The sequence below is a fragment of the Mariniflexile gromovii genome, assembly GCF_017814435.1.
GTDB classification, from domain to species: Bacteria; Bacteroidota; Bacteroidia; order Flavobacteriales; family Flavobacteriaceae; genus Mariniflexile; species Mariniflexile gromovii.
On sequence record NZ_JAGJCB010000002.1, the window covers coordinates 1 to 25,324 of the forward strand.

At 34.1% G+C, this 25,324-nt stretch carries 24 protein-coding genes; 13 read left to right on the forward strand and 11 right to left on the reverse strand.

Going from position 1 to position 25,324, the window contains the following annotated elements; all coding sequences use genetic code 11:
• Positions 1–207: 207 nt before the first annotated feature.
• Both J8H85_RS01945 and folK read right to left on the reverse strand, forming a co-directional pair.
• The gene (locus tag J8H85_RS01945) at positions 208–741 is read right to left on the reverse strand and encodes a dihydrofolate reductase family protein (RefSeq protein ID WP_209652158.1); all 534 of its coding nucleotides are present in this window, start codon (positions 739–741) and stop codon (positions 208–210) included.
• A gap of 179 nt (positions 742–920) precedes the next feature.
• Entirely contained in the window at positions 921–2,051 is a 1,131-nt protein-coding gene (gene folK, locus J8H85_RS01950; protein WP_209652160.1) for a 2-amino-4-hydroxy-6-hydroxymethyldihydropteridine diphosphokinase, read from the reverse strand.
• Positions 2,052–2,197: 146 nt separating this feature from the next.
• Between folK and J8H85_RS01955 the strand changes: the two genes are divergently transcribed.
• The 4 genes from J8H85_RS01955 to rpsU all read left to right on the forward strand — a co-directional run bounded on the left by J8H85_RS01955 (position 2,198) and on the right by rpsU (position 6,877).
• The gene (locus J8H85_RS01955) at positions 2,198–2,902 is read left to right on the forward strand and encodes a queuosine precursor transporter (RefSeq protein ID WP_209652162.1); all 705 of its coding nucleotides are present in this window, start codon (positions 2,198–2,200) and stop codon (positions 2,900–2,902) included.
• 83 nt (positions 2,903–2,985) lie between these two features.
• Positions 2,986–5,679 carry an AsmA family protein gene (locus J8H85_RS01960; RefSeq protein WP_209652164.1) on the forward strand — a complete coding sequence of 898 codons (2,694 nt, stop codon included), beginning with the start codon at positions 2,986–2,988 and terminating at the stop codon, positions 5,677–5,679.
• Between the two features lie 111 nt (positions 5,680–5,790).
• On the forward strand, positions 5,791–6,654 hold the full coding sequence (locus J8H85_RS01965) for a sigma-70 family RNA polymerase sigma factor (protein ID WP_209652167.1): 864 nt from the start codon (positions 5,791–5,793) through the stop codon (positions 6,652–6,654).
• A 28-nt stretch (positions 6,655–6,682) separates the two neighbouring features.
• Positions 6,683–6,877: a 30S ribosomal protein S21 gene (gene rpsU / locus J8H85_RS01970; RefSeq protein ID WP_209652169.1), complete on the forward strand. Its 195-nt coding sequence runs from the start codon at positions 6,683–6,685 to the stop codon at positions 6,875–6,877.
• An 86-nt stretch (positions 6,878–6,963) separates the two neighbouring features.
• Here the strand turns inward: rpsU and J8H85_RS01975 are convergent, their stop codons facing one another.
• The 3 genes from J8H85_RS01975 to J8H85_RS01985 form a co-directional block, all read right to left on the reverse strand.
• Entirely contained in the window at positions 6,964–7,212 is a 249-nt protein-coding gene (locus tag J8H85_RS01975; protein WP_209652171.1) for a hypothetical protein, read from the reverse strand.
• Between the two features lie 10 nt (positions 7,213–7,222).
• Positions 7,223–8,119: a glycine zipper family protein gene (locus J8H85_RS01980; RefSeq protein WP_209652174.1), complete on the reverse strand. Its 897-nt coding sequence runs from the start codon at positions 8,117–8,119 to the stop codon at positions 7,223–7,225.
• 409 nt (positions 8,120–8,528) lie between these two features.
• Positions 8,529–9,320 (reverse strand): DUF2797 domain-containing protein, encoded by a 792-nt coding sequence (locus tag J8H85_RS01985; RefSeq protein ID WP_209652176.1) that lies wholly within the window; start codon positions 9,318–9,320, stop codon positions 8,529–8,531.
• A gap of 42 nt (positions 9,321–9,362) precedes the next feature.
• Here J8H85_RS01985 and J8H85_RS01990 point away from each other — a divergent pair, with 42 nt between their 5' ends.
• Positions 9,363–10,877 (forward strand): GH3 auxin-responsive promoter family protein, encoded by a 1,515-nt coding sequence (locus J8H85_RS01990; RefSeq protein ID WP_209652178.1) that lies wholly within the window; start codon positions 9,363–9,365, stop codon positions 10,875–10,877.
• Between the two features lie 251 nt (positions 10,878–11,128).
• On the opposite strand, the gene clpX is transcribed toward J8H85_RS01990, so the two are convergent.
• The 6 genes from clpX to J8H85_RS02020 all read right to left on the reverse strand — a co-directional run bounded on the left by clpX (position 11,129) and on the right by J8H85_RS02020 (position 16,717).
• Positions 11,129–12,361, reverse strand: a complete 1,233-nt coding sequence (clpX, locus tag J8H85_RS01995) for an ATP-dependent Clp protease ATP-binding subunit ClpX (protein WP_209652180.1) — start codon at positions 12,359–12,361, stop codon at positions 11,129–11,131.
• Between the two features lie 74 nt (positions 12,362–12,435).
• Positions 12,436–13,110, reverse strand: coding sequence for an ATP-dependent Clp endopeptidase proteolytic subunit ClpP (clpP, locus tag J8H85_RS02000; protein ID WP_209652181.1), 675 nt, complete (start codon positions 13,108–13,110; stop codon positions 12,436–12,438).
• Positions 13,111–13,286: 176 nt separating this feature from the next.
• Positions 13,287–14,615, reverse strand: a complete 1,329-nt coding sequence (gene tig / locus J8H85_RS02005; protein ID WP_209652183.1) for a trigger factor — start codon at positions 14,613–14,615, stop codon at positions 13,287–13,289.
• A gap of 132 nt (positions 14,616–14,747) precedes the next feature.
• Entirely contained in the window at positions 14,748–15,107 is a 360-nt protein-coding gene (locus J8H85_RS02010) for a phage holin family protein (protein ID WP_209652186.1), read from the reverse strand.
• Between the two features lie 33 nt (positions 15,108–15,140).
• Positions 15,141–15,905, reverse strand: coding sequence for an alpha/beta fold hydrolase (locus J8H85_RS02015; RefSeq protein ID WP_209652188.1), 765 nt, complete (start codon positions 15,903–15,905; stop codon positions 15,141–15,143).
• A 98-nt stretch (positions 15,906–16,003) separates the two neighbouring features.
• A complete protein-coding gene (locus tag J8H85_RS02020) occupies positions 16,004–16,717 on the reverse strand; it encodes a pyridoxine 5'-phosphate synthase (RefSeq protein ID WP_209652190.1) in 714 nt (237 codons plus the stop codon).
• A gap of 88 nt (positions 16,718–16,805) precedes the next feature.
• Here J8H85_RS02020 and J8H85_RS02025 point away from each other — a divergent pair, with 88 nt between their 5' ends.
• From J8H85_RS02025 to murI, 8 genes are all read left to right on the forward strand, one after another.
• Positions 16,806–17,465 (forward strand): CBS domain-containing protein, encoded by a 660-nt coding sequence (locus tag J8H85_RS02025; protein ID WP_209652192.1) that lies wholly within the window; start codon positions 16,806–16,808, stop codon positions 17,463–17,465.
• Between the two features lie 2 nt (positions 17,466–17,467).
• Positions 17,468–18,352, forward strand: coding sequence for an NAD kinase (locus tag J8H85_RS02030; protein WP_209652194.1), 885 nt, complete (start codon positions 17,468–17,470; stop codon positions 18,350–18,352).
• Positions 18,353–18,451: 99 nt separating this feature from the next.
• Entirely contained in the window at positions 18,452–19,138 is a 687-nt protein-coding gene (gene porG, locus J8H85_RS02035; protein ID WP_209652196.1) for a type IX secretion system protein PorG, read from the forward strand.
• Position 19,139: 1 nt separating this feature from the next.
• Entirely contained in the window at positions 19,140–19,880 is a 741-nt protein-coding gene (locus J8H85_RS02040) for an isoprenyl transferase (RefSeq protein ID WP_209652198.1), read from the forward strand.
• A complete protein-coding gene (bamA, locus tag J8H85_RS02045) occupies positions 19,813–22,428 on the forward strand; it encodes an outer membrane protein assembly factor BamA (RefSeq protein ID WP_209652200.1) in 2,616 nt (871 codons plus the stop codon). Before J8H85_RS02040 ends, bamA begins: the two co-directional genes overlap by 68 nt.
• A 191-nt stretch (positions 22,429–22,619) precedes the next feature.
• Positions 22,620–23,702 (forward strand): OmpH family outer membrane protein, encoded by a 1,083-nt coding sequence (locus J8H85_RS02050; RefSeq protein WP_245243708.1) that lies wholly within the window; start codon positions 22,620–22,622, stop codon positions 23,700–23,702.
• 31 nt (positions 23,703–23,733) lie between these two features.
• Complete coding sequence (locus tag J8H85_RS02055; protein ID WP_209652202.1) at positions 23,734–24,240, forward strand: OmpH family outer membrane protein; 507 nt, start codon at positions 23,734–23,736, stop codon at positions 24,238–24,240.
• A gap of 217 nt (positions 24,241–24,457) precedes the next feature.
• The gene (murI, locus tag J8H85_RS02060) at positions 24,458–25,237 is read left to right on the forward strand and encodes a glutamate racemase (RefSeq protein WP_209652203.1); all 780 of its coding nucleotides are present in this window, start codon (positions 24,458–24,460) and stop codon (positions 25,235–25,237) included.
• The last annotated feature ends 87 nt before the right edge of the window (positions 25,238–25,324 follow it).

Consider the following 25,324-nt stretch of genomic DNA (forward strand, 5'->3'; position numbering starts at 1 on the left):
ACAGTAGTTTTTTTTCAAGGTCATATGTATTTGATTATCAATGTAATATACGAAAACAATGCCATAAAAACAACAATAAACCATTGATAATCAATTGAATAGAAGCTTAACTTAATGACATTGAGTGCGAGCGTCCCGCTCGTACTTAATATACGTGAATGAATTGTTTGCACGAGCGGGACGCTCGCGCCAGCGCTTGGTTCGTTTTTATTTTTTCCGTTTGTAATGCAGTTGTACCAATCCTGTATCAAATGTTTTTACTTTCACAAATTCAAGTAGTTGTTCTGGTCGCCCGTCTTTAAATAATCTTGTACCATTGCCTAACAAAACAGGCACCACAGAGATAATAAAATCATCAACCAAGTCATTTTTTAATAGTTCATTAATTACTTCAGCACCACCATCGCAATATATATTTTTTCCGTTTTCAGCTTTTAGTTGTTCAACCAAATCGGTCAATTTTCCTGTGTAAAAAGTTGTTCTTCCAACATTTTGACTTGGAGTTCTTGTTATAATATACACGTCTCTTTGTCCATTATCGTAAAATGATGCGCCAATTTCTTTAAGCACATAATCATAGGTTTTTCTACCAATAATCAAAGTGTCAATTGTACCCGTAAATTCTTTATAGCCATAATCTTCACCTTCTTTTTCTACGAGTTTTAAAAAACTAAGGTCATCATTAGGTTTTGCTATATAGCCATCCAAACTTGTTGCAATGAAAAGTGATATTTTTCTCATCTGTTTTAAATTTTAATGTTTTTGTAAAATTAATTTTAGCAACCATTTAGGTTTTGTATAATGCATCATTTTAAAGTAGCGATGGGAAAAGTTCTTTATTTCTATTAAGTACGAGCGAGACGCTCGCACTAGCACTTTGAAAGAACCAACTTTCAACCTCTTAACTCATACTTTTCAACCTACCCTCCACAAATTTCATTTAAAACCCATAAATAATCACTTCGGTTTTCTATAAAATCTTTATCAGAAATATCAATAATTTTTACGTTAAAATCGGTTTGGGTTTTTAAAAACTCTAAATAGCCGGTGTTTATTTTTTCTAAATAATCGTTGGCAATGTTTTGTTCGTAATCGCGCCCACGCTTTTGTATGTTTTGTTGCAAGCGTTCGGTATTTTGGTATAAATACACGTATAAATCGGGTTTCCGCAAGTCTTTGTACATCAGGTAAAAAAGCTTTCGGTACAACTTAAACTCATCTTCTTGCAAAGTAATTTTCGAAAAAATAAGCGATTTAAACACATCATAATCGCTCACAATAAAATCTTTAAACAAATCGAGCTGCGCTAAATCGTCGCTAATTTGTTGGTAACGGTCTGCTAAAAACGACATTTCCAAAGGAAACGCATACCGCGACGCATCGTTATAAAATTTGGGCAAAAACGGATTGTCGGCAAAGCGTTCCAAAATAAGTTTCGCATTAAAATCATGTGCTATTTTGGTTGCTAAACTGGTTTTTCCTGCACCAATATTTCCTTCAATGGCTATATAACCAAATTTAGAAAAACCATAGTCTTTACTTGGGTTTTTTAACCAAATGTTGATGGGTTCTAAAACGCTATCATCATCACATTCGTTTAACAAAACAGCCACTTCTTTATGCAATGTTGCATGTTTTGCATGGGGCGCAATATCGTTTAGCGGCAACAATACAAACCTGCGTTTTTGCATTTCTGGGTGCGGTACTTGCAAGGTTTTGGTGTCTATAACAGCATCTTCAACCAAAATAACATCCAAATCAATACTTCGGGCTTCGTACTTGTTTTGCTGCGTACGAACACGCCCTAAAACGGTTTCAATAGCCAATAATTCCTGAAGTACGGTTTCGGGTTCCAAACAGCTTTCCAAAACCAAACAAGCGTTTAAAAAATCGTCGCTTTCAAAACCAAACGCAGGCGATTTGTACACTTTTGAAATACGGATAATCATACCGATTCTCTCATGAATCAAATCAATAGCATCTTGTAGGTTTTTAAATTTATCACCTTTATTGCTACCTAATGCAATGTAAAACGTTGTGGGCTGTATCATAAGTATCGGCAAAATAACTAAAACAAATTTTATTCCTTTATATTTACAAGACGTATTTATTCACAATCTGTTCTGGACTCCGCTTGAACCGTCGTTGTAATAAATCATACAAATAATTAGTAGCACGATTTACAGGAATTTTACCTATGAGTAATAAAGACAAACTTGCTGCCCAACAAATTTATTTGCTTTTAGGGGCACTTTTTATAACATCGTTAGTGGTTTCAAACCTTATTTTTCAAAAATTCTTTTATTGGTATCCGTTTGATGTGGAGGTTTTTGGAAGCAAACTGTTTGTGGTTTCGGTGGGCATTTTACCCTACCCCATTACCTTTTTAATAACCGATTTAATTAGCGAAATTTATGGTAAAAAACGTGCCAACCAAGTAGTTGTTGCTGGCATTTTTGCATCGTTATTCTCGGTTTTAATAGTTTATGTTGCCGATTTAGTTCCCGCCATTTCAAGTTCGCCCATTGATAACGGCATGTTCTCCCACGTTTTTGGGCGCACCATTTTAGCTGTTGGTGCAAGTATGACGGCGTATTTATTTGCCCAATTTATCGATATTCAAATTTTTCATTTTTGGAAGCAACTTACAAAAGGCAAACACTTATGGTTACGCAATAATTTCTCAACCTTTTTATCGCAATTTGTCGATACCTTTTCGGTGGTGCTTTTGTTATGCTTTTTTGAAGTTTTACCTTGGAGCATGTTTAAAGGTCTATTAATTAGCGGATTTTTATTCAAGGTACTCATAGCGGTTTGCGATACGCCTTTGTTATATTTAGGGGTGTTTCTATTCAAAAAACGCTTTAAACTTCAAGCACATGAAGAAATTCAACTGCTTTAGGAAAACTATAAATGGTTGTTAAAATTTTGGCTCAACTTCAACCTTTTAGCTACATTTGTTCGTATACTTTATAAAACTTGTTAATGAAAAAAGCTCTAAAAATCACCGGAATTTCCCTACTTGTCATCATTGTACTTTTAGTTGCAGCGCCTTTTATCTTTCAATCGCAAATAAAAGAGATGGTGAAACGCACCATCAACGAAAACCTAAATGCCCAAGTGGACTTTACAGATGTTGACTTAAGTTTTATAAAAAGTTTTCCAAAAGCACATGTAAACATTAGCGATTTGGTTATTACCAATTTTGAACCATTTAAAGGAGATACCTTGGTTAGCGCAAAAAGCATTGCACTTAACATGTCCATCAAAGAACTTTTTAAAAGTGCGGACGAGGCTATTATAGTAAATTCCATTTATGCCGATGGTGTACTTTTGAATTTAAAAACCGATGCTTCCGGGGCTGCCAATTATGATATTACCAAAGAAAATGAAAATGCTTCCACCGAATCGAGCAGTTTTACTTTCGACATACAAGATTATCAAATAAAAAATAGTACCATAAATTATATAAGCATTGGTGAAGACTCTAAAATGGTTATAAGAATTTCAGAATTTAACCATGAAGGAAAAGGAACGTTTTCAGCAGAAAAATCGGAATTAGACACCAAAAGTGATGCTAAAATAAGTTTCACTATGGATGGTTCTAACTATTTAAACAACAACCCGATAAAACTAGATGCTTTAATTGGGCTCGATTTAGAAAACAGCAAATACACATTTAAGGACAATAAAGGATTCATCAATCAATTACCTATAGAATTTCATGGGTTTGTTCAACTACTTGAAGCAGGACAAGATGTAGATATTACATTTGAAAACCCAGAATCGTCATTCAAAAACTTTTTGGCTATTATCCCAGAAACCTATTCTAAAAACATAGAAAACGTTAAAACTACGGGCGATTTTAAGGTTAAAGGGATTATTAAAGGTATGGTTACCGATGAAACCATCCCAACGTTGGATATAAGTATTAAATCGAACAATGCCTCTTTTAAATATCCCAGCTTACCAAAAAGTGTCGAGAATATTGTGATTGATACCGAAATTAAAAACACAACAGGTAAAACTGAAGACACCTATGTGGCCATAAACACCTTAAATTTTAAGATTGACCAAGATGTTTTCAAATCGTCTGCTACCATAAAAAACATCACTGGCAATATGCTGGTAAATGCGGATATTGATGGCGTTCTCAATTTAGCGAACATCTCCAAAGTATATCCGGTAGATTTAGAAACACAATTAACCGGTATTTTAAAAGCCAAAGTAAATACGGCTTTTGATATGGAAGCTATCGAAAAAAATGCTTATGATCGTGTAAAAGCCAGTGGTAACATGAGTTTAAGTAATTTCAACTACACCTCGGATGCTTTTAAAAGTCCGTTCAAAATCTCAGACGCTGCCGTTACATTCAATCCAGCAACCGTATCGTTAAACAGCTTTAAAGCGCAAACGGGTAAAACCGATTTGAATGCCACAGGAACTATTGAAAACCTGTTAGGTTTTATGTTTAGCAACAAAACCTTAAAAGGGAACTTTAACCTAAGCTCGAACACGTTTGCGGTAAACGATTTTATGAGCGATGAAGCTCCAACAACCACAAACAAAACCGAAGGTACTAAAACAACCGCTACTAAAGAATCTTTAAAAATTCCTGCTTTTTTAGATTGTACCATAAATGCACAAGCCAATACCGTTATTTACGATAATTTACAGCTTAAAAATGCTAAAGGTGCTTTAATTATTAAAGATGAACAAGTGAAGTTGGAAAATTTCACAACCAATCTTTTTGATGGGCAAATAGCTGTTTCTGGGCTTGTTTCAACTAAAACGGATACGCCAACTTTTAGTATGAATTTAGGCATCAATAGTTTTGATATTGCCAAATCGTTTAAAGGCATGGAGTTGTTCCAAAATTTAGCACCTTTAATGAAGATTGTTGAAGGAAAACTGAACACCACCTTAAACTTACAAGGTAATTTAACGGATGATTTTACACCAAATTTAGGCACGCTATCGGGCAATGCCTTGGCAGAAATTTTATCTTCAACGGTAAACCCATCCAATGCCGAAGTATTAAACAAATTAGGCAGCTCGTTAAATTTCATCGACTTTAAAAAATTGAATTTAAACGACCTAAAAACCCAATTTGCGTTTAATGATGGTAAAGTAAGCGTAAAACCATTTCATATAAAATACCAAGACATTGATATTGAAATAGCCGGATCGCATGGGTTTGATAAAACCATGGCTTACAATGCCGTTTTTAATGTACCTGCAAAATATTTGGGTACCGAGGTTACAAATCTTATTGCAAAAATTGATGATGCTTCGGCTAAAAACATTACCATCCCCATTACAGCAAACATTGGAGGCACTTATACAAGCCCTACGGTAAAAACCGATTTAACCAGTGGTGTTAGCAATTTAACCAAACAATTGGTTGAAATTCAAAAACAAAAACTTCTTAATCAAGGTAAAGACAAAGTAAGTGGTATGCTTGGTGATTTAATTTCGGGCAATAAAGCAAAAAAAGACTCTACTTCAACAGCACAAAGCAATTCGGTTAAAGATGCGCTAAGTGGAATTGTAGGTGATAGTAAAACCACAACAACTACTGATACTACCAAAACCACTACACCAACAACCAAAGATGCTGTTAAAAATGTTTTAGGCGGATTATTGAACAAGAAAAAACAAAAAGATACCGTTAAATAACCTTTTTCGTTTCTTTTTGGGCTTTTTGCCAAGAAAGTACCGTAATTATTAGGTTTTCTCAATAAAAAAGTTAAGTTGTAGATAGTGTAATCTATAACTTAAAAATAATATATGAGGCAATTAAAAATTACGAAACAAGTTACCAACCGAGAATCAAAGTCGCTTGATAAATATCTACAAGACATTAGCAAAATTCAATTAATAACCGCTGATGAAGAGGTAGAATTAGCACAACGCATCCGACAAGGAGACCAAAAGGCTTTAGATAAACTCACCACTGCTAACTTACGCTTTGTAGTTTCAGTCTCAAAACAATATCAAAACCAAGGGTTAACATTGCCCGATTTAATAAACGAAGGCAATGCAGGTTTGGTTAAAGCCGCCAAACGTTTTGATGAAACCAGGGGTTTTAAATTCATTTCGTATGCTGTTTGGTGGATTCGTCAAGCAATTCTTCAAGCTTTAGCAGAACAATCTCGAATAGTTAGATTACCTTTGAACAAAATTGGTTCTATAAACAAAATAAACAAAGCGTATTCGTTTTTAGAACAAACCCACGAAAGACCACCAAGTCCCGAAGAAATTGCAAGCAATTTAGACCTTACCCTTAGCGACGTTAAGCAATCTATGAAAATTTCGGGTAGACATGTATCCATGGATGCACCCTTAAAAGAAGGCGAAACCTCAACACTTTACGATGTTGTAAATTCGAACGAGTCTCCCAGGCCCGATATGGGCTTGATGAAGGATTCTCTAAACATAGAAATTAACCGTGCTTTAGACATGCTATCGGACAAAGAAGCTGAAGTCATTCGGAATTATTACGGTATAAGCAACGCACAACCCATGAGTTTGGAAGAAATAGGCGAAGCATTTGGGTTAACACGCGAACGCGTAAGACAGATAAAAGAAAAAGGCATTCGCAGGTTGCGACATACCTCTAAAAGCAAAGTATTAAAAACGTATTTAGGATAACCCTAAAACAAACAATTAAAAACAATTTATGTTAAAAATTATTATCAAAGAAGGTGAAAACATAGAACGTGCCTTAAAACGTTATAAACGAAAACACCGAAATATTAAAGTGATGCAAAATTTAAGAGAGGCTCAATTTTTTACAAAACCATCGGTAAAAAGAAGACGCCAAGTACAAAAAGCATCTTATATTCAAAATTTACGAGATCAGGAAGATATTTAGATGATTAGATAATTAGATAATTAGATAATTAGATGAAAATAAAAAATCCCATTTGCATTAAAATTGCAAATGGGATTTTTTTGATTTTATTTCTCTTTGTCCTTATTAGGAAAAAACTTTTTGTAACGGTATGGATAATTAATCCACCAAGCCCCTAAAAAAGAAATTAATAAGCATACATACATCATAGGGTTATCTATGTTTTCTTTTATAGTATTAAAGGATGCAGGTCTGTCTGAGAAAAAGAATGCATAAAACATAATTAAAGTTCCGATTGTAATTAGGATAACCCTAATAAAAGTATAATGCTTTAAAACAAAATCTCTGAATTTCATAGTTCATAAATTAAGGGGTTAATATTAATTCTATTTGTAAGTCAGGATCTATTCCCAATTCCCTGATTACACCATATTCATCAAGAGTAATGAAATCTCTTTTGACTTGGGCAAGACAATCAGCTGCTGCCCAAAGAACGCCCCCAACAGCTCCTGTTATTGCGCCATAAGCAGCACCCATTACTGCACCACGAACACTTCCCGCGGCTGTTCCGGCCGGACCAAAAAAGGAGCCCAACAAACCTCCTCCTGTTCCTCCACTAATTGCCCCACTAATTGCTCCACCTGCTATTCCTCTACCTACAGATTTACCCACCGTTTTTTTAAAACAATCTCCAAATCCACCGCCTTTAGCACTAAAACTATTTTTCGAAAACTTACTTGAACTTTCCGCATAAAGTGCTTCTAAAACGTCCAATGCGTAATATGAGGCATTTAATATAATTTGAAACTGTTCTTTTTCATCGATAGATATAAGAAACATTTCATTATCCAACCTGTTTTGATAAGCATTTATTACATTAATAACTTCATAATCATAAGCATTTACCATATCATTATAAAAATCTAATGTTATCGTATTACTAAATTCAGTATAATGAGGTGGAAATTCTATATAAATTTCAGCTACATTTACACTCGCATCAGGATTATCATCAATTTTGGCATTTTTTATATTTTTAGATAAATTTTGACTTGTGCTTTTTACTATGGTGAACTTGTTGAACAATTCCATTGTTGATTCTTCCGAATCAAAAGAATTTTTCAATGAATTGGCATAAGCGCTTAATTCAACATTCAAATCGGCATAATCAAGAGAGTTTGCATCTTCGCTTTTCTCAATAATGTCGTTATCATTGCAAGCAACCAATAATAATACGGATAATAAAAATGACATTTTTTTCATGTTTTAAAAATTTTAAACCCAAACACTCTATATTTAATACGTATTGGGCGGGTTAGTAAATAAACTATAAAGCCAAATTTAAAAAAGCCGAAAAAATTTAAAGCCGAGGTATTAAATAACAAAAGCCATTGTTATTTTTAAAAAACTAGCGCTAGTTATAGATTAATCTGTTTTGTATAAAACTTGTTATTAACCGGCTTAAAATTAATTAAAATCTTACACAATTCAAATGTATGTAAAAAAAAAAATCAGAAAATAAAACTTTTTTTATAAAATTTTACGCATTTTGTCGAAAACACCACAAAGGGCTACGGGTTTCCCGTAAAGCTTTTAAAATCTGATAAAAAATGATGTAATTTGAAGGGAAAAAAGGTTTTGATATAACAAACCTAAATCATTTCATTAAAAATTACAACATAATTGCTACTACCAAACCTTCATTAGCACGCACATTAAACACCGTATCATCCTCAAAAATAAGATATTGCCCTTTTATACCCGTAAGTTTACCGGTGTAGGCTTGGGCTTTAATCAGGTTTAAACTTTTTGGTGTTGCTGGGTATTTTTCAACCGGGAAATCTAAATTGGTTTCAGTATTGGTTTCTATAAAATAATCTTTGGCTTCATCAGGAATGTATGGCTTTAACTTGTCGCGCCATTGCACTAAATCTTCATCTACTACATCGTTTTTCAACATCGTGCGCCAATTGGTTTTATCGCCTACATGGTCTTTTAAAGCTACTTCCGTAATACCTGCTAAATAACGGTTGGGCACTTCTACAATTTCAATAGCTTCATGTGCCCCTTGGTCTATCCAACGGGTTGGCACTTGGCTTTTTCTGGTTACACCTACTTTTATATTGCTTGAATTTGCCAAATATACAATGTGCGGTTGCAGCTGTACTTTCTTTTCGTACTCCAAATCGCGGTCTTCTTTATCTAAATGCGCGGTGCTTAACTCAGGTCGCATAATCCAATCGGCAGCTTGTGGTATTTCAAAAAAACAGCTCTTGCAAAACCCTTGTCGGTATATAGGCTTATCCATGCCACAATTCAAACACTGGTACTTAATAAATTGAATGGTAACGGTTTTGCCCAATAACTGGTTCATATTTAAAAAATCGCTTTCAAACACCAAATAGTATTCAATAGGACTTGAAAATTCTGTTTCCATTTTTGTTAAAACACCTTGATAAGTCATAAAAAAAAGTATTATTTTTAAGAACTTAAATATAAAACAAATATGCCAATCACTATAGTAAATTCCATTGCTTCTTGGTTCTTAAAAAAACGCTTCCATCAAATTGAATTGTTTTTAAAATATCCCAATGAAGTACAAAACGAAATACTATTAGAGCTTTTGGATATGGCTAAAGACACCCAAATTGGCAAAGAATACGATTTTGCTTCCATAAAAAATTATAGAACCTTTGCAGAACGCATTCCCATAAAAAATTACGATGGTTGGCAAGATGTGATTGAACGCTCTATGAAAGGTGAAACCAATTTATTTTGGCCAACACCTATAAAATGGTTTGCAAAATCCAGCGGCACAACCCGAGCCAAAAGTAAATTTATTCCAGTAAGTGAGGAATCGCTTGAAGATTGCCACTATGCGGCCAGTAAAGATTTACTGTGCATGTACTTAAATAATAATGAAGACTCCCAATTATTTACAGGTAAAAGTTTACGCTTGGGCGGAAGCAAAGAGTTGTACAGAGAAAACGGCACCGTGTTTGGCGATTTGTCGGCTATTTTAATTGACAACATGCCGTTTTGGGCAGAATTTAGTAGCACTCCAAGCAACAAAGTGTCTTTAATGAGCGATTGGGAAAATAAAATGCAAGCCATTGTAAATGAAACCATGAATGAAAACGTTACGAGTCTTGCCGGTGTTCCATCGTGGATGTTGGTACTACTTAACAACGTTTTAGAAACTACCGGCAAACAAAACCTTCATGATGTTTGGCCAAACTTGGAAGTTTATTTTCATGGTGGTGTAAGCTTCACACCATACAAAGACCAGTACAAAAAAATATTGCCTAAAAAAGACTTTAGGTATTATGAAATTTACAATGCTTCGGAAGGATTTTTTGCCATTCAAGACCAGAACAATTCCAACGAATTACTGCTCATGCTTGATTACGGTATATTCTATGAGTTTATTCCCATGGATATTTACGCTACCGAAGCTGAAAAAGCCATTCCACTTAGCGAGGTAAAACTCCATCAAAATTACGCTGTAATTATAACCACCAATGCAGGGCTTTGGCGCTACAAAATAGGCGACACGGTTAAATTCACCTCATTAAGCCCGTACAGAATTAAAATTTCTGGTAGAACCAAACACTTTATAAATGTTTTTGGAGAAGAACTTATTATAGAAAATGCAGAAGAAGCACTTAGAAAGGTTTGCAAAAAAACAAAAGCTGAAATTGTAGACTACACCGCTGCACCTATTTTTATGGAAGGTAAAGAAAAAGGCGGACACGAATGGATGATTGAGTTTAAAACACCACCTAAAGACATTCACTATTTCAACGAATTGTTTGATAATGCTTTAAAAGCTTTAAATTCCGATTACGAGGCGAAACGCTATAACAACATCACACTTAACAAACCTAAAATAAATATCGCCCGTAAAAATTTGTTTTACGATTGGTTAAAAGCGAACAACAAATTAGGTGGACAGCATAAAGTCCCTAGACTTTCTAACACCCGTTTATATCTAGACGATTTAATTAGGTTGAATTCTTAAAACCATATATATCACGGTTTTTAGTAACTACCGATTAAAGTCACTGCTAAAAGTGATTTTAACGAGTATTTCGTCTAATCATCTAAAAGGTAATATTGGGAGCTTAAATAAAATTAAAATAGACATACTTTTAACTAAGTTTTTAAAAACAGTATGAAAAAATCCCATAATGTCCTTTATTAATTAACATCCATAAAAACAAAAAAAACCACGCAAGTTGCGTGGTTTTTTTTATATGATGTTTTTAAGTTTTACGAAACTGCCTTTAGTTTCTTTAAAGTGGTTTTAACCAATTTATCTTCAACATACGATTTAGTAACATTCAGCTTTTTATCGTTACTACTTGGCATTTCAAACATAGCGTCAGTTAAAACTTCTTCGCAAAGCGAACGCAATCCTCTAGCTCCTAATTTATATTCAATAGCTTTTTCAACTATATAATCTAAAGCACCATCAGAGATTGAAAAATCAATATCATCCATAGAAAATAATTTTTGATATTGCTTAATAATGGCGTTTTTAGGCTCTGTAAGAATGGCTCTTAATGTTTTGGCATCTAACGGATCCATATAAGTAAGTACAGGTAAGCGCCCTATAATTTCTGGAATTAAACCAAAGTCTTTTAAATCTTTTGGTATAATATATTGAAGTAAGTTATCCTGATCTACAACCTCTTCAGACTTCGAAGCACTATAACCAACCGCTTGCATATTCAAACGTTTTGATATATGGCGTTCTATACCATCAAAAGCACCACCTGCAATAAATAATATATTTTCGGTATTAACTTCTATAAACTTTTGGTCTGGATGCTTACGTCCTCCTTTTGGTGGCACGTTAACAACGGTACCTTCCAAAAGTTTTAGTAAAGCTTGTTGCACACCTTCACCAGAAACATCTCGGGTAATAGATGGGTTATCGCTTTTACGTGCAATTTTATCAATCTCATCAATAAAAACGATGCCTTTTTCAGCCTTTTCTAAATTATAATCAGCGGCTTGTAATAAACGGGTTAAGATACTTTCTACGTCTTCACCAACATAACCTGCCTCTGTTAAAACCGTAGCATCTACTATTGCCAAAGGCACATTAAGCATTCTGGCTATTGTTTTTGCAACTAAGGTTTTACCTGTTCCGGTTTGACCAACCATAATGATATTACTTTTTTGTATTTCAATATCATCTTTGGTTACAGGTTGCAATAAACGTTTATAATGGTTGTATACGGCCACAGACATCACTTTTTTGGTCATGTTTTGCCCTATAATATATTCGTCTAAAAAAGCTTTAATTTGTTGTGGTTTGCGTAGTTTTAGTTCTGCAGTTAAATCGCTACTATCATTTTGTTTCGATTCTTCTAATACAATACCATGTGCTTGCTCTATACATCTGTCGCATATATGAGCATCTAATCCTGCTATTAATAAATTCGTTTCTGGTTTTTTACGACCACAAAACGAACATTCCAATTCTTCTTTTGCCATTAATCTTTATGTTTTTCAAAGAGAAATTATTATAAATACCTCTATAACAATTCTTTAAAATTACGAAATTTTATTTAATTACGTGCTAAAATTTCATCAATCATACCGTATTCTTTAGCTTTATCGGCTTTCATCCAGTAATCTCTATCACTATCATTATATACTTTGTCGTAATCTTGCCCTGTGTGCTTACTTATAATTTTATAAAGTTCTTCTTTTAAAATTAATATCTCTCTTGCAGTAATTTCAATATCACTTGCTTGTCCTTGCGCACCACCTAAGGGTTGGTGAATCATCACACGGGAATGTGTTAAACCACTACGTTTCCCTTTAGTGCCCGCACATAATAACACAGCACCCATAGAAGCTGCCATACCTGTACAAATAGTGGCAACATCTGGTTTTATAAACTGCATGGTATCGTAAATCCCTAAACCGGCATACACACTTCCTCCAGGAGAATTAATATAAATTTGGATATCTTTAGAGGAGTCTGTACTTTCCAAAAAAAGTAGTTGTGCTTGTATGATGTTTGCTACTTGGTCGTTAATGGCTGTTCCCATAAAAATGATACGATCCATCATTAAACGAGAAAACACATCAAAAATAGCGATATTCATTTGGCGTTCTTCAATAATATTTGGGGTTAAGCTTGTTGGATACATGCTACTGATGATTTTATTGTAGTATGTACTGCTTATTCCTTGATCTTTTATCGCGAATTTTTCAAATTCTTTTGCGTAATCCATAATTGTTTCTTGTTGTTGTTTTAGGTTAAATCCTTAATTATCAATTGAGTGATTTAAAAAAGACCATTTAAAAACTTTTTTAATCTTTTGAAGCTAAATGTACTCAACAAATTAGGCGCTATAATTAACCAATTATAGCGCCTAAATATAATGAATTATTCTGTAAAGGCACAGGATTATTTATCGCCGTACACTTCCTTTACGAAATTTTCGTAACTTAATTCTTTTACTTTAAGATTTGCTTTTTCTTTGTAAAGAGTCAATAATTTTTGACTAATCAATTGCTCAGAAATACGACGCGCCTCTTCTTGATTTGATAAAATACGTGCAGCTATATCATCCAATTCCTTGTCAGAAGGATTCATTTGTCCAAACTGTGCCATTTGCGCTTTTATCATTTCTCTTGAATGATTTCTAATATCATCCATAGTTACTTGAATATTGTTATCTGTAATTAACTTACCTTCAATTAATTGGTAACGCAAGCTTTTTTCAGACTTCTCATATTCTTCTTTAGCTTGGTCGCTATCCAATGGTTGCTCGCCAGCTGTTTGCATCCATTTCTGTAAAAACTCTGCAGGTAAATCGAACTTGGTGTTTTCAACCAAATACTCGGTAACATCATTTAAAAGTTTTTGGTCTGCTTGTTGCGCAAATTGCTTTTCAGCGTCTTCCTTAATTTTATCTTTTAATTCTGTAACCGATTTAACAACATCTTTACCAAATAATTTATCAAATAATTCTTGGTCTAAGTCTGCCAATTCACGAGTATTGATTTCAGAAATTGTAAATGTTACTTCAATATCCAAACCATGTACATCATCATGACCTAATTTTAATGCGTGCATTAATTCATGCTCATCATCATAAAGACCTTTGGTTTGCAATGTAATAACATCACCAACTTTAGCTCCAATAAATAGTTTTTCAGTCGCTTCTCCTTTAAATTTATCTAAAGTTAAAGTTACTTTATTTTCTATGTCGCGTTCCTCATTTTTATAAACACCCGTAATTTCGCTATCTTTTGCTACTGAAGATTGAGAAATTAATTTGCCATATTGCTTTTGAATACGCTCTACTTGTTCGTCAATCATTTTATCATCGGCAATAATATGGTATTGCGTGATAGCGTCTTTCGCTTTTAAGTCAACTTCAAATTCTGGAGCTAAACCTAATTCAAATTCAAATGAAAGTGTATCAGCATCCCAGTTAATGGCATCTTGAGGCTTAGGTAGCGGTTGCCCTAAAACATCTAACTTTTCTTCAGTAAGATATTTGTTTAATGCATCTTGCAACAACTTATTCACTTCATCAACCAACACTGCTTTTCCGTATTGCTTTTTAACCATACCCATTGGTACTTGGCCTTTTCTAAAACCTGGAATGTTTGCTGTTTTACGGTAATCTGTTAAGATTTTTTCAACTTTAGCGCTATAATCTTCTTTAGCGATATCTACTTTTACTACAGCATTTAATGCATCAACGTTTTCTCTTGTAATATTCATTTTAAATGATATAAAGCCTTTTAATAGGCATTTAACAAATACTATTTATTTTTAAACCGAATTTATTTAATTAAAATCGGGTTGCAAAAATATAACATTTTTACAACCCGACAAAGTTTTTAACAGCTTGATTTAAAGCGGTTTTTTATCTTCATTTAAAAGTGAATACAGAAAAGATTGGAGTACGGAAAGCAGAATACTAAATAGAATGGCTGTCCAAATACTGCTTACTGAAAAACCATCTATTAATTTATCGGCCAATAGTATAATTAAAGCATTGATTACCAAAAGGAATAAGCCCAACGTTACAACAGTAATTGGCAAGGTTAAAATTATTAGGATGGGTTTTACAAATACATTTAGAACTGCCAAAACTATGGCTACGATGATAGAGGTTACGTAAACATCTCCGGACAATGTAACTCCAGGCAAAAAATATGCTAGAATAAATACGGCAAAGGCGGTTAACAGAAGTCTTAAAATTAAACTCATAATGTTTCGTTTTTAATAAAAATACTAAAAAAATTATTTAACAAATACCATAACAGCATCAAAAAAGTCTTTTGGGTTTTCGGCATGCAACCAATGCCCAGCATTAGAAATGGTAATAATTTTGGCTTTTGGAAAGTGGTTTGTAATAATACGTTCATCCTCAACCCCTATATATTCTGAACGGTCGCCACGTAAAAATAGCGTATCTTTTTCAAAAGTTGCTTGTGGTGGTAAGGGTTCGCCCACTTCGGCTACTTCTTCTTTTAAAACTTCCAAGTTCATTCGTAATGCCAATGTTCCTTTTTCAATCCAATAGAGGTTTTTCAGTAAAAATTGACGGGTTCCCACATCAGAAATATAACCGCTTAAAATTTTATCGGCTTCACCCCTGCTTTTTATAACATCAAAATTTAAAGCACTTAATCCATTTAAAATGCCATCGTGATGCACGGGATAGAACCGTGGCGATATATCGGCTATTATTAATTTTGAAACCATTTCTGGGTATTTAGAAGCAAATAACATAGCAGTTTTACCGCCCATAGAATGCCCTAGCAACACCATGTTTTCTAGTTGATGCGTTTCACAATAATGCTTTAAATCTTCAACTAAAACTTCATAACTAAATTCATTATCATGAAAACTATGGCCATGGTTGCGTTGATCTACCAAATGTACTTGAAAATTTTCCTCGCTAAATTGAATCCCGAGTGTTTTCCAGTTATCACTCATTCCTAAAAAACCATGTAGAATAACAAAAGGTTGGCCTTCGCCTAAAATATTTGAATGTAAAAGCATTTTTGATTTACGATTTATGATTAACGATTAACGAGTTATGAGTTAGAATTTACGATTTTGAAACTTTGAACTTAAAACATTGAACTTGAAACTTTGAACTACTTAAGTTTACGAAGATACATTTGGATAACGTTTTCAATCCCTAAATACAAACTTTCGGCTATTAAGGCATGACCTATGGAAACTTCCAATAAATTAGGAATGTTCTCCTTAAAAAATCGGATATTATCTAACGACAAATCATGGCCCGCATTAACGCCCAAACCTAAATCATTGGCCAATGTAGCGCTTTCAGCATAGGGTTTTATGGCGTTTTCATCACCTAAACCGTATTGGTGCGCAAAAGCTTCGGTATAAAGTTCAATTCTATCGGTTCCGGTGGCTTTGGCACCTTCAATTTGCTTTAAAATGGGATCTACAAAAATAGAGGTTCTTATTCCATTATTCTGAAATTCCTTAATCACATCTACCAAAAAATCTTTGTTTTTAATGGTATCCCAACCCGCGTTGCTGGTAATAGCATCTTCGGCATCTGGCACTAAAGTTACCTGTGTTGGTTTCACTTGTAAAACCAGATCTAAAAACGATTTCACAGGATTTCCTTCAATATTATATTCGGTATAAACAATAGGTTTTAAATCGCGCGCATCTTGGTAACGGATGTGGCGCTCGTCGGGTCTCGGGTGTATGGTTACACCTTCAGCACCAAAACGTTGCACATCTTTTGCAAATTGCACCACATTAGGCACATCGCCTCCTCTAGAATTCCTTAAAGTTGCTATCTTGTTAATATTTACACTTAACTTTGTCATGTATCACTGTTTTAAAAAACAAAAATACAAAGTAGAACAGGCTTAAATGCTTTTTTTTTGATTAATTTGCATAGATATAAATTGGATAATGAGACTATCAGAATTTATAATTAACGATATAAAGCCATTAAATAGCAAAAGCAAAATCAGCGATTTGCAACATCTATTTAATCAGTTAACCTATTCGCACGTCCCTATACAAGACGACAACAAAATATATTTAGGATGCTTTTCCGAAACCGATGCCCATTGTTTTGAAAGCGACAAAACTGTTGATGATTACAAATATTCCATTGAAAGTTTTTTTGTGCGCGACTCTACGCTTTGGCTGGATGTTTTAGAAGCGTTTGCTGTAAACTCCGCTAATATTATGCCCGTTTTAAACGACCAAAATGTGTATTTGGGTTATTATGAATTGAAAGAGGTAATTAGCTTATTTAGCGAATCGCCCTTTTTCTCTGAGCCCGGAGGCATTTTAGTAATTGAAAAAGGTATAAATGATTATTCCTTTAGTGAAATTAGCCAGATTGTAGAATCTAACAACGGAAAATTACTTGGTGCTTTTGTATCTAAAATGAAACCCGATTTGGTTCAAGTCACCCTAAAAATAGGCAGTACGGGGTTAAATGGCATTATTCAAACCTTTAGAAGGTACAGCTATCAAATTGTATCTGGACATGAAGAGGACAGTTATTTAGAAAGTTTGAAAGAACGATCGGATTATTTAAACAAATATTTAAACATATAAGCATGAAGGTTGCCGTTTTTGGACGATTTTACAACAAAACCACTACAACATCGGTAGAACGGTTATTTGATTATTTATTAAAGAAAAATGCCGATGCTTATATTGAATCCGAGTTTTTCAACCTTATAAAAAAGGAAGCTCCAAATTTTGACGATTACAAATCTTTTAAAACTTTCGACACCTTAGATAAATCGTTTGATTTTTTAGTTAGTGTTGGTGGCGATGGCACCATTTTACGCGCCATTATTTTTGTAAAAGACATGGGCATCCCCATTGTAGGCATCAATACAGGGCGTTTAGGTTTTTTAGCAACCATACAAGTAGATGAAATAGAAAATGCCATTCAAAACATCATCGATGGCAAATATAAAATATCCGAACGTAGTTTACTGTCCATTGAAACATCTCCTGAAAACGAGGATGTAAAATCTTTAAATTTCGCATTGAACGAAATTGCAGTTAGCCGAAAAAACACCACCTCTATGATTACCGTAGAAACACATTTAAACGGGGAGTATTTAACATCGTATTGGAGTGATGGCTTGATTGTTTCAACACCAACAGGCTCAACAGGTTACTCATTAAGTTGTGGTGGTCCCGTAATAACACCAGACACCAATAGTTTTGTTTTAGCACCTATTGCACCACATAATTTAAGTGCACGCCCACTTATTATTCCAGATTCAACCGAAATTCAATTAAGGGTTGAAGGGCGTGAAGAAAGCCATTTAATATCCTTAGATTCTAGAATTGCCACCTTAGAGAATGGCACCATCATTAAAATAAAAAAAGCCGATTTTAAAATTAAAATGATCGACTTACTGAATGAAAGCTTTTTAGACACGCTTCGAAAAAAACTGCTTTGGGGAGAAGATAAGCGCAATTAAACAATAATTTCATATAAATACTGTTTTACACTAATACAATTTAGCTCAAATTGCATTAGGCTAATCTTATTTATTATATTTGCAAACTTTTGAACATTTATGAGGCATTTAACCATATTAATATTAAGCATCTTAACCATTCAATTTAGCCATTCTCAAATTAACGAATTAGGTGTATTTGTAGGAGGCAGTAATTTTGTAGGAGATGTTGGTGCTACAGATTTTATTAACCCCAACACTCCAACGCTTGGCATTCTGTATAAATGGAACAGAAGCCCCAGACATGCTTGGAGAGTTTCATTATTGTACTCCGATTTAAAAGCATATGATAGCAAGTCGGATGATCCACGTCGTATAGAAAGAGATTATTCTTTTGACTCCAATCTCTTAGAAATTTCTGCGGGTATGGAATTCACTTTTATGGATTTCAACTTACATTCTGGCCATACCATTGGAACACCCTATTTATTTGCAGGACTATCTGCCGCCCGTCATCAAAATTATTATTACTTTAATGGCAATCAAACCGCCGAAAACACTTATGGCTGGGCATTCGGAATCCCTATGGCTTTGGGTTATAAAACAAATTTTTTAGGGAATATCATTTTAGGCGTTGAAGTTGGTGCGCGCTATACGTTTTCAGATGCTATTGATGGTAATTTACCAAATGAAGCAAACCATCAACAATACCGATTTGGTAACATAAATAATAACGACTGGTATGTATTTTCAGGCATTACCTTAACCTATACATTTGGAGAAAAACCATGTTATTGTGTAAATTAAAATGGATTTAAAGGAAGAAGTATTAAGCAAAAACTTACCAAAACACATTGCCATTATCATGGATGGTAATGGGCGTTGGGCAAAACAACAGGGCATGATGCGGGCTTTTGGTCATGAAAATGGCACAAAATCGGTAAGAAAAACCGTTGAAGCCTGTGCTGAACTTGGTGTTGAAAACCTAACGCTTTACGCATTTTCTACCGAAAACTGGAACCGACCAAAGCTTGAAGTACAAACTCTCATGAAACTTTTGGTTTCTTCACTAAAAAAAGAAATTAAAACCCTGCAAGACAACAATATAAAACTCTCTGCTATAGGTAATTTAAACACCTTGCCTAAAAAAGTTTTTAAAGAACTTCACGAAGTTATAGAACAAACTAAAAACAATACCCGAATGACTTTAACCTTAGCTTTAAGCTATGGTTCTCGCGAAGAATTGCTAAATACTGTTAAAGAGATTAGTATTAAAGTTAAAAATAATATAATTTCGCTCGAAAAAATTGATGAATCAATTATTAATGAGCATCTTTACACGCGAAATTTACCAGATGTAGATTTGCTTATCAGAACCAGTGGAGAACAACGAATAAGCAACTTTTTGCTTTGGCAAATTGCTTATGCCGAATTGTATTTTACTAGCGTATTATGGCCAGATTTTACAAAGCAACATTTGTATGAAGCTATTATTGAATATCAAAAAAGAGAACGACGATTTGGGAAAACAAGTGAACAACTTAGCTAATATTTTATCTTTGACAACATTTTTAAAACACACTATTGCAGCATTACTTTTAATAAGTAGCATTAGTATTCAAGCACAAGATTTACCATATAGCAACGGTAAAAAATACATTTTAGGAGAAGTTACTGTTTCTGGAAACACCTCGTTTAGCGAACAAACCATTATTACTTACTCGGGTTTAAGCAAAGGAAAAGAAATGTCTATCCCTGGAGAAGACATTGGCAATGCCATTAAAAAGCTTTGGAATTCAAAATTATTTAACGATATCGAGATCTACATTACCAAAATTGAAGGTAATGTTGCCCATTTGGAAATTAGGTTGTCCGATCTTCCTCAACTTAACGAATTAAAAATTAATGGTGTAAAAAAAGGCAAACACGAAGGTATCATTAAAGACACCAAATTAAATAAAGGTGTAAAAGTTACCGAAAACCTAATTACTACCACAAAAAATTTCCTTAATAAAAAATACAAAAAAGAAGGTTACTTAAACTCTAAAGTACATATTAATACTATTGAAGTTAAAGATTCTACACCAACAGCCAGAGTTAATATGGTACTTAATATTGACAAAGGAGAAAAAGTAAAAATAAAAGACATTGTGTTTAGTGGTAACGAGATATTAAGTGATAAATATCTGCGTAGAAGCATGAAAGGCACTAAAAAAATAAACCGTATCCGTATATTGAAACGCTCTAAATTTATAGATTCGGCTTACCAAGCAGATTTAGGTCATATTGTAGAAACGTACAAAGAGAATGGTTATAGAGATGCCCGTATTTTATCGGATAGCATTGTTTATAACGACAACAAAACCATCTCTTTACATATAGCTGTTCACGAAGGTACACAATATACCTTTGGAGACATTACATTTATTGGCAACACAGTTTACAGCAACGAATATTTAAGCAGAATGTTGCGCATCAATAAAGGAGATACGTATAATGGAGTTTTGTTACAAAAACGCATTGAAGACAAAAGTAAACCAGATGCTTTTGACATAACGAATGAATACCAAAACCATGGCTATTTATTTTCAAGTATCAGTCCAGTTGAGGTAAGCGCTGCCAATAATGTTATAGACATGGAAATTAGAATAGCCGAAGGGAAACCTGCATATTTTAACGACGTGTCCGTAGTTGGTAACGATAAAACAAACGATCACGTTATATACCGCGAAATAAGAACGCGCCCAGGGCAATTATACAGTAAAGCCAATGTAGTGCGTACCGTTAGGGAGTTGGGACAATTAGGATTTTTTGATGCACAGGAAATATCACCAAACTTCAACAATCCAAACCCAAATGAAGGTACTATCGATATGGAATACTCGGTAAAAGAAACTGGGTCTAGCCAAATTGAATTACAAGGTGGTTACGGTGGTGGCGGTTTTATTGGAACTTTAGGACTATCGTTCAATAACTTTTCCATTAAAGATATTTTCAAAAAAGATGCTTACAAACCAATCCCAATGGGTGATGGCCAAAAATTAGCATTACGTTTACAAGCCAGTCGTTTTTACCAAACATACAGTTTCTCATTTTCTGAGCCTTGGTTAGGTGGAAAACGCCCTGTACAGTTTTCTACATCGTTATCGCATACCAAACAGTTTTTATACAATTATCAAACTGGAAATGCTGATAAAGACAAAAGTTTCAACATTACAGGTATCACTTTTGGTTTAGCAAAACGTTTACAGGTTCCAGATGATTATTTTGTACTATCGCAAGCCATTAGTTTCCAACGTTACGATTTAAATAACTATAACACTGGTTTATTTACATTTGGTAATGGTTATGCAAATAACTTATCGTACACCATTGGTTTAGGAAGAAACAACACCAGTGTAGATCCTATTTACCCAACAGCTGGTTCTAATTTTAATGTTACTGCTAAATTATCAATTCCTTACTCCTTGTTTGATGGTGTAGATTACAAAGCTTTGAGGGAAGAAAGAAATGGACTTACTAATACAGATGCAAGATCTGCTGTAATAGACCAACAGTTTTACAAATGGTTAGAATTTTATAAAGTAAAATTCAAAGGCGAATGGTATACCCAGATAGCAAAAGATTTAGTTTTAAAACCAACTACAGAATTCGGTTTCCTTGGTGCCTACAATAATGATAGAGGCGTTATTCCTTTCGAGCGTTACTTTCTTGGTGGCGATGGTTTAGGAACCTATAGTTTAGATGGTAGAGAAGCCATTGCTTTGCGTGGTTACCCAAACCAATCGTTATCCGATAACGATGGAGGTACTATTTACAATAAATTCTCTTTAGAACTTCGTTACCCTATCACATTAAAAGCTTCAGCAAAAATTTATGCCTTAGGCTTTTTAGAAGGTGGTGCATCCTATAATAACTTTAGAGATTACAACCCTTTTGATATTAAACGTTCAGCAGGTTTAGGTATTCGCATCTTTATGCCAGCGTTCGGATTGTTAGGAATCGACTTTGGTTATGGATTCGACCCTCTAGAAACTTTGGGTGAAACTACAAGTCATGGATGGGAAACTCATTTCATAATTGGGCAACAATTTTAATTTGGCACGATTTTTTCTAATAACACTTTAATGATTTGAATGCCAAATAAAATTTTTAAGATTATATTTCGTTAATTTTGAAATGAGCAAGCTAAAATTTTTATTTAATCTGAAAATGTTTAATTTGCGAGTTGCATCTGACAATTGAAAAATAACAAAATCAATCAGATGAAAATATAATTTTAAAAAAAATGGCAGAATCAAAAAACTATAGAAATATTTTATGCGAATTGCATCTGTCATATAAAAACGATAAACACAAACAGATGAAAAATAACGTTCTTTTTTTACTGACATTAGTTTTTATGGTATCCCTTTCGGCTCAGGCGCAACGTAGTGTACGAATTGGATATATAGATACCGAGTTTATTTTAGAGAATATTCCAGAATACCAAGAAGCCACCGCACAATTAAATGAAAAAGCTGGCAAATGGAAAAACGATATTGATGCGCAATTAAGCACCATTGAACAAAAACGAAAAGCCTTAAGCAATGAAAAAGCACTTTTAACCAAAGAACTTATTGATGAACGCGAAGAGGATATTGATTTTGAAGAAAAGGAAATTTTAGACTATCAGCAAAAGCGTTTTGGACCCAATGGCGATTTGTTCATTCAAAAAAGACAATTGATGCAACCCATTCAAGACCAAATTTTTGCAGCGGTTCAAGATATGGCAGCAACAAAACAGTACGATTTTATTTTTGATAAATCATCGGATGCTGTGATGCTTTATTCAGCAAAACAATTTGATTTAAGCGATCAAATAATACGAAGCATTACAAGAAGCGCCAAACGTACCCAAGCACAAAGCAAAGCGGAACGTAAGGCTGCCGAAAGTGAAGAACTAGTGCCAGAAATTAATTATGAACTAGAAGCGCGTGAAAAAGCATTGGAAGAGAAAAAAGCAGAACGTGAAAGTGCTGTTGAAAAACGCCGACAAGAAATTTTAGATGCCCGTGCAGCAAAAGTAAAGGAAGCTGAAGAGAAGCGTCAAAAAATATTGGAAGAACGCGAAAAAGCAAAACAAGATAAGTTGGATGAAAGAAAAACAACCAACGAACCAGAAGTAAAAGTAGAGGATACAGCGAAACCTGTTGAAACAAAAACTGAAGCATCAGCTCAAGTTGAAGAAGTAAAAACACAGGCGCAACTTATTGAAGAAAACAGACAAAAAAAATTAGCCGAAAGAGAAGCTAGAAAAAAAGAATTGGAAGAAAGAAAAAGGAAAATTCTTGAAGAACGCCAAAAGGCAAAAGACAGCATAAACAATTAAAACAATTATAACACATTAATACTATTTAAAAATGAAACAATTAAAAACCCTTTTATTAGCAACTGCATTATGTATTGGAACTGTTAGTTTCTCTAACGCCCAAAGCAAAATTGCTCATATAAATACCCAAGAATTAATTACGGCTATGCCAGAAATGAAAGAAGCCCAAAAGCAACTGGAAACCTTAAGCAAAACCTATCAAACAGACATGCAAAGTTCTTACACAGAATTTCAAACATTGTTAAAACAATACGAAGCAGAAGCTGCTACTAAAACTGAAGATGAAAATGCTAAAAGAGGTCAAGAAATTCAAGAAAAACAACAACGTATTCAACAATTTCAAGCAGACGCTCAAAAAGATTTACAGAAAAAAGAAATGGATTTGCTACAACCAATTACCGAAAAAGCAAAAGCTGCTATCTTAAAAGTTGGTAGAGCTCAAGGTTTTGATTATGTATTGGACGCTTCTCAAGGTGTTACTATTTTAGCTGATGGTAAAAACTTATTAGATGACGTTAAGAAAGAATTAGGCATCTAAATATTTAAATGAAATTCCAAAAGAGCAAAAAAAACCAAATTCCATAAATGCGCAAGCATTGTGAATTAAAAAATAAAATTACTAAAAGCTGTCTTTTACAAGGCAGCTTTTTTATTTTTGTTATGGTCCGTTCAAGCGCAGTCAAAAAACTTTAACCCTTTTAAATTAAAAACATCGCTTCTGCCCTATATAGGACCAACTAGTTAACCTAAAGCTTATGAGCAAACAACCTATTGGCATTTTCGATTCTGGAGTTGGTGGCACTTCTGTTTGGAAAGAAATTCATTTGCTATTGCCTAACGAAAACACCCTATATTTAGCCGATAGTGCCAATGCGCCTTATGGTTTAAAATCGAAACAAACCATTATAAACCTCAGCATTAAAAATGTAGAATACCTTATTAACCAAGGTTGCAAAATTATAGTAGTGGCTTGCAACACCGCTACTACCAATGCTATTTATGCACTAAGGGAAGTTTATAACATTCCCATTATAGGTATAGAGCCCGCTATAAAACCGGCAGCATTGAATACCCAAACAAAGGCGGTGGGTATTTTGGCTACCAAAGGAACACTGTCTAGCGAGTTGTTCCATAAAACAACCGATTTGTTTGCCAGCAACATTACCGTTATTGAACGTATAGGCGAAGGTATTGTAGAACTTATTGAAAGTGGCGATTTGTATTCTGATGCCATGAAAAACTTACTGAAACTGTATTTACAACCTATGATTGATGCCAATATCGATTATTTGGTGTTGGGCTGCACCCATTACCCCTATTTAATGCCTTTATTAATTGAATTGCTTCCAAACCATGTTAAAATTATAGATTCGGGCGAAGCAGTAGCAAGACAAACCAAAGCCATTTTAGAGAAAAACGATTTGTTAAACACAAGTGTAGCAAAAGGAAACTGCCAATTTTTTACAAACGGAAAAACCGAGGTTTTAGCATCGCTTTTAGATAATCATTTTAAGGTTGAATTTCTGAATTTTTAATTGAATCTAAAACAGTCGTAATTGGGCGTTCCCCTATCGGGTCGGGCTATCCATTGCAATCTTTTTAAAACACGTCATAGCGATGGT

Coding starts and splice junctions, on each gene's coding strand:
- J8H85_RS01945 (WP_209652158.1), bottom strand. CDS start 741: ATGAGAAAAATATCACTTTTCATTGCAACAAGTTTGGATGGCTATATA.
- folK (WP_209652160.1), bottom strand. CDS start 2,051: ATGATACAGCCCACAACGTTTTACATTGCATTAGGTAGCAATAAAGGT.
- J8H85_RS01955 (WP_209652162.1), top strand. CDS start 2,198: ATGAGTAATAAAGACAAACTTGCTGCCCAACAAATTTATTTGCTTTTA.
- J8H85_RS01960 (WP_209652164.1), top strand. CDS start 2,986: ATGAAAAAAGCTCTAAAAATCACCGGAATTTCCCTACTTGTCATCATT.
- J8H85_RS01965 (WP_209652167.1), top strand. CDS start 5,791: ATGAGGCAATTAAAAATTACGAAACAAGTTACCAACCGAGAATCAAAG.
- rpsU (WP_209652169.1), top strand. CDS start 6,683: ATGTTAAAAATTATTATCAAAGAAGGTGAAAACATAGAACGTGCCTTA.
- J8H85_RS01975 (WP_209652171.1), bottom strand. CDS start 7,212: ATGAAATTCAGAGATTTTGTTTTAAAGCATTATACTTTTATTAGGGTT.
- J8H85_RS01980 (WP_209652174.1), bottom strand. CDS start 8,119: ATGAAAAAAATGTCATTTTTATTATCCGTATTATTATTGGTTGCTTGC.
- J8H85_RS01985 (WP_209652176.1), bottom strand. CDS start 9,320: ATGACTTATCAAGGTGTTTTAACAAAAATGGAAACAGAATTTTCAAGT.
- J8H85_RS01990 (WP_209652178.1), top strand. CDS start 9,363: ATGCCAATCACTATAGTAAATTCCATTGCTTCTTGGTTCTTAAAAAAA.
- clpX (WP_209652180.1), bottom strand. CDS start 12,361: ATGGCAAAAGAAGAATTGGAATGTTCGTTTTGTGGTCGTAAAAAACCA.
- clpP (WP_209652181.1), bottom strand. CDS start 13,110: ATGGATTACGCAAAAGAATTTGAAAAATTCGCGATAAAAGATCAAGGA.
- tig (WP_209652183.1), bottom strand. CDS start 14,615: ATGAATATTACAAGAGAAAACGTTGATGCATTAAATGCTGTAGTAAAA.
- J8H85_RS02010 (WP_209652186.1), bottom strand. CDS start 15,107: ATGAGTTTAATTTTAAGACTTCTGTTAACCGCCTTTGCCGTATTTATT.
- J8H85_RS02015 (WP_209652188.1), bottom strand. CDS start 15,905: ATGCTTTTACATTCAAATATTTTAGGCGAAGGCCAACCTTTTGTTATT.
- J8H85_RS02020 (WP_209652190.1), bottom strand. CDS start 16,717: ATGACAAAGTTAAGTGTAAATATTAACAAGATAGCAACTTTAAGGAAT.
- J8H85_RS02025 (WP_209652192.1), top strand. CDS start 16,806: ATGAGACTATCAGAATTTATAATTAACGATATAAAGCCATTAAATAGC.
- J8H85_RS02030 (WP_209652194.1), top strand. CDS start 17,468: ATGAAGGTTGCCGTTTTTGGACGATTTTACAACAAAACCACTACAACA.
- porG (WP_209652196.1), top strand. CDS start 18,452: ATGAGGCATTTAACCATATTAATATTAAGCATCTTAACCATTCAATTT.
- J8H85_RS02040 (WP_209652198.1), top strand. CDS start 19,140: ATGGATTTAAAGGAAGAAGTATTAAGCAAAAACTTACCAAAACACATT.
- bamA (WP_209652200.1), top strand. CDS start 19,813: ATGAAGCTATTATTGAATATCAAAAAAGAGAACGACGATTTGGGAAAA.
- J8H85_RS02050 (WP_245243708.1), top strand. CDS start 22,620: ATGGCAGAATCAAAAAACTATAGAAATATTTTATGCGAATTGCATCTG.
- J8H85_RS02055 (WP_209652202.1), top strand. CDS start 23,734: ATGAAACAATTAAAAACCCTTTTATTAGCAACTGCATTATGTATTGGA.
- murI (WP_209652203.1), top strand. CDS start 24,458: ATGAGCAAACAACCTATTGGCATTTTCGATTCTGGAGTTGGTGGCACT.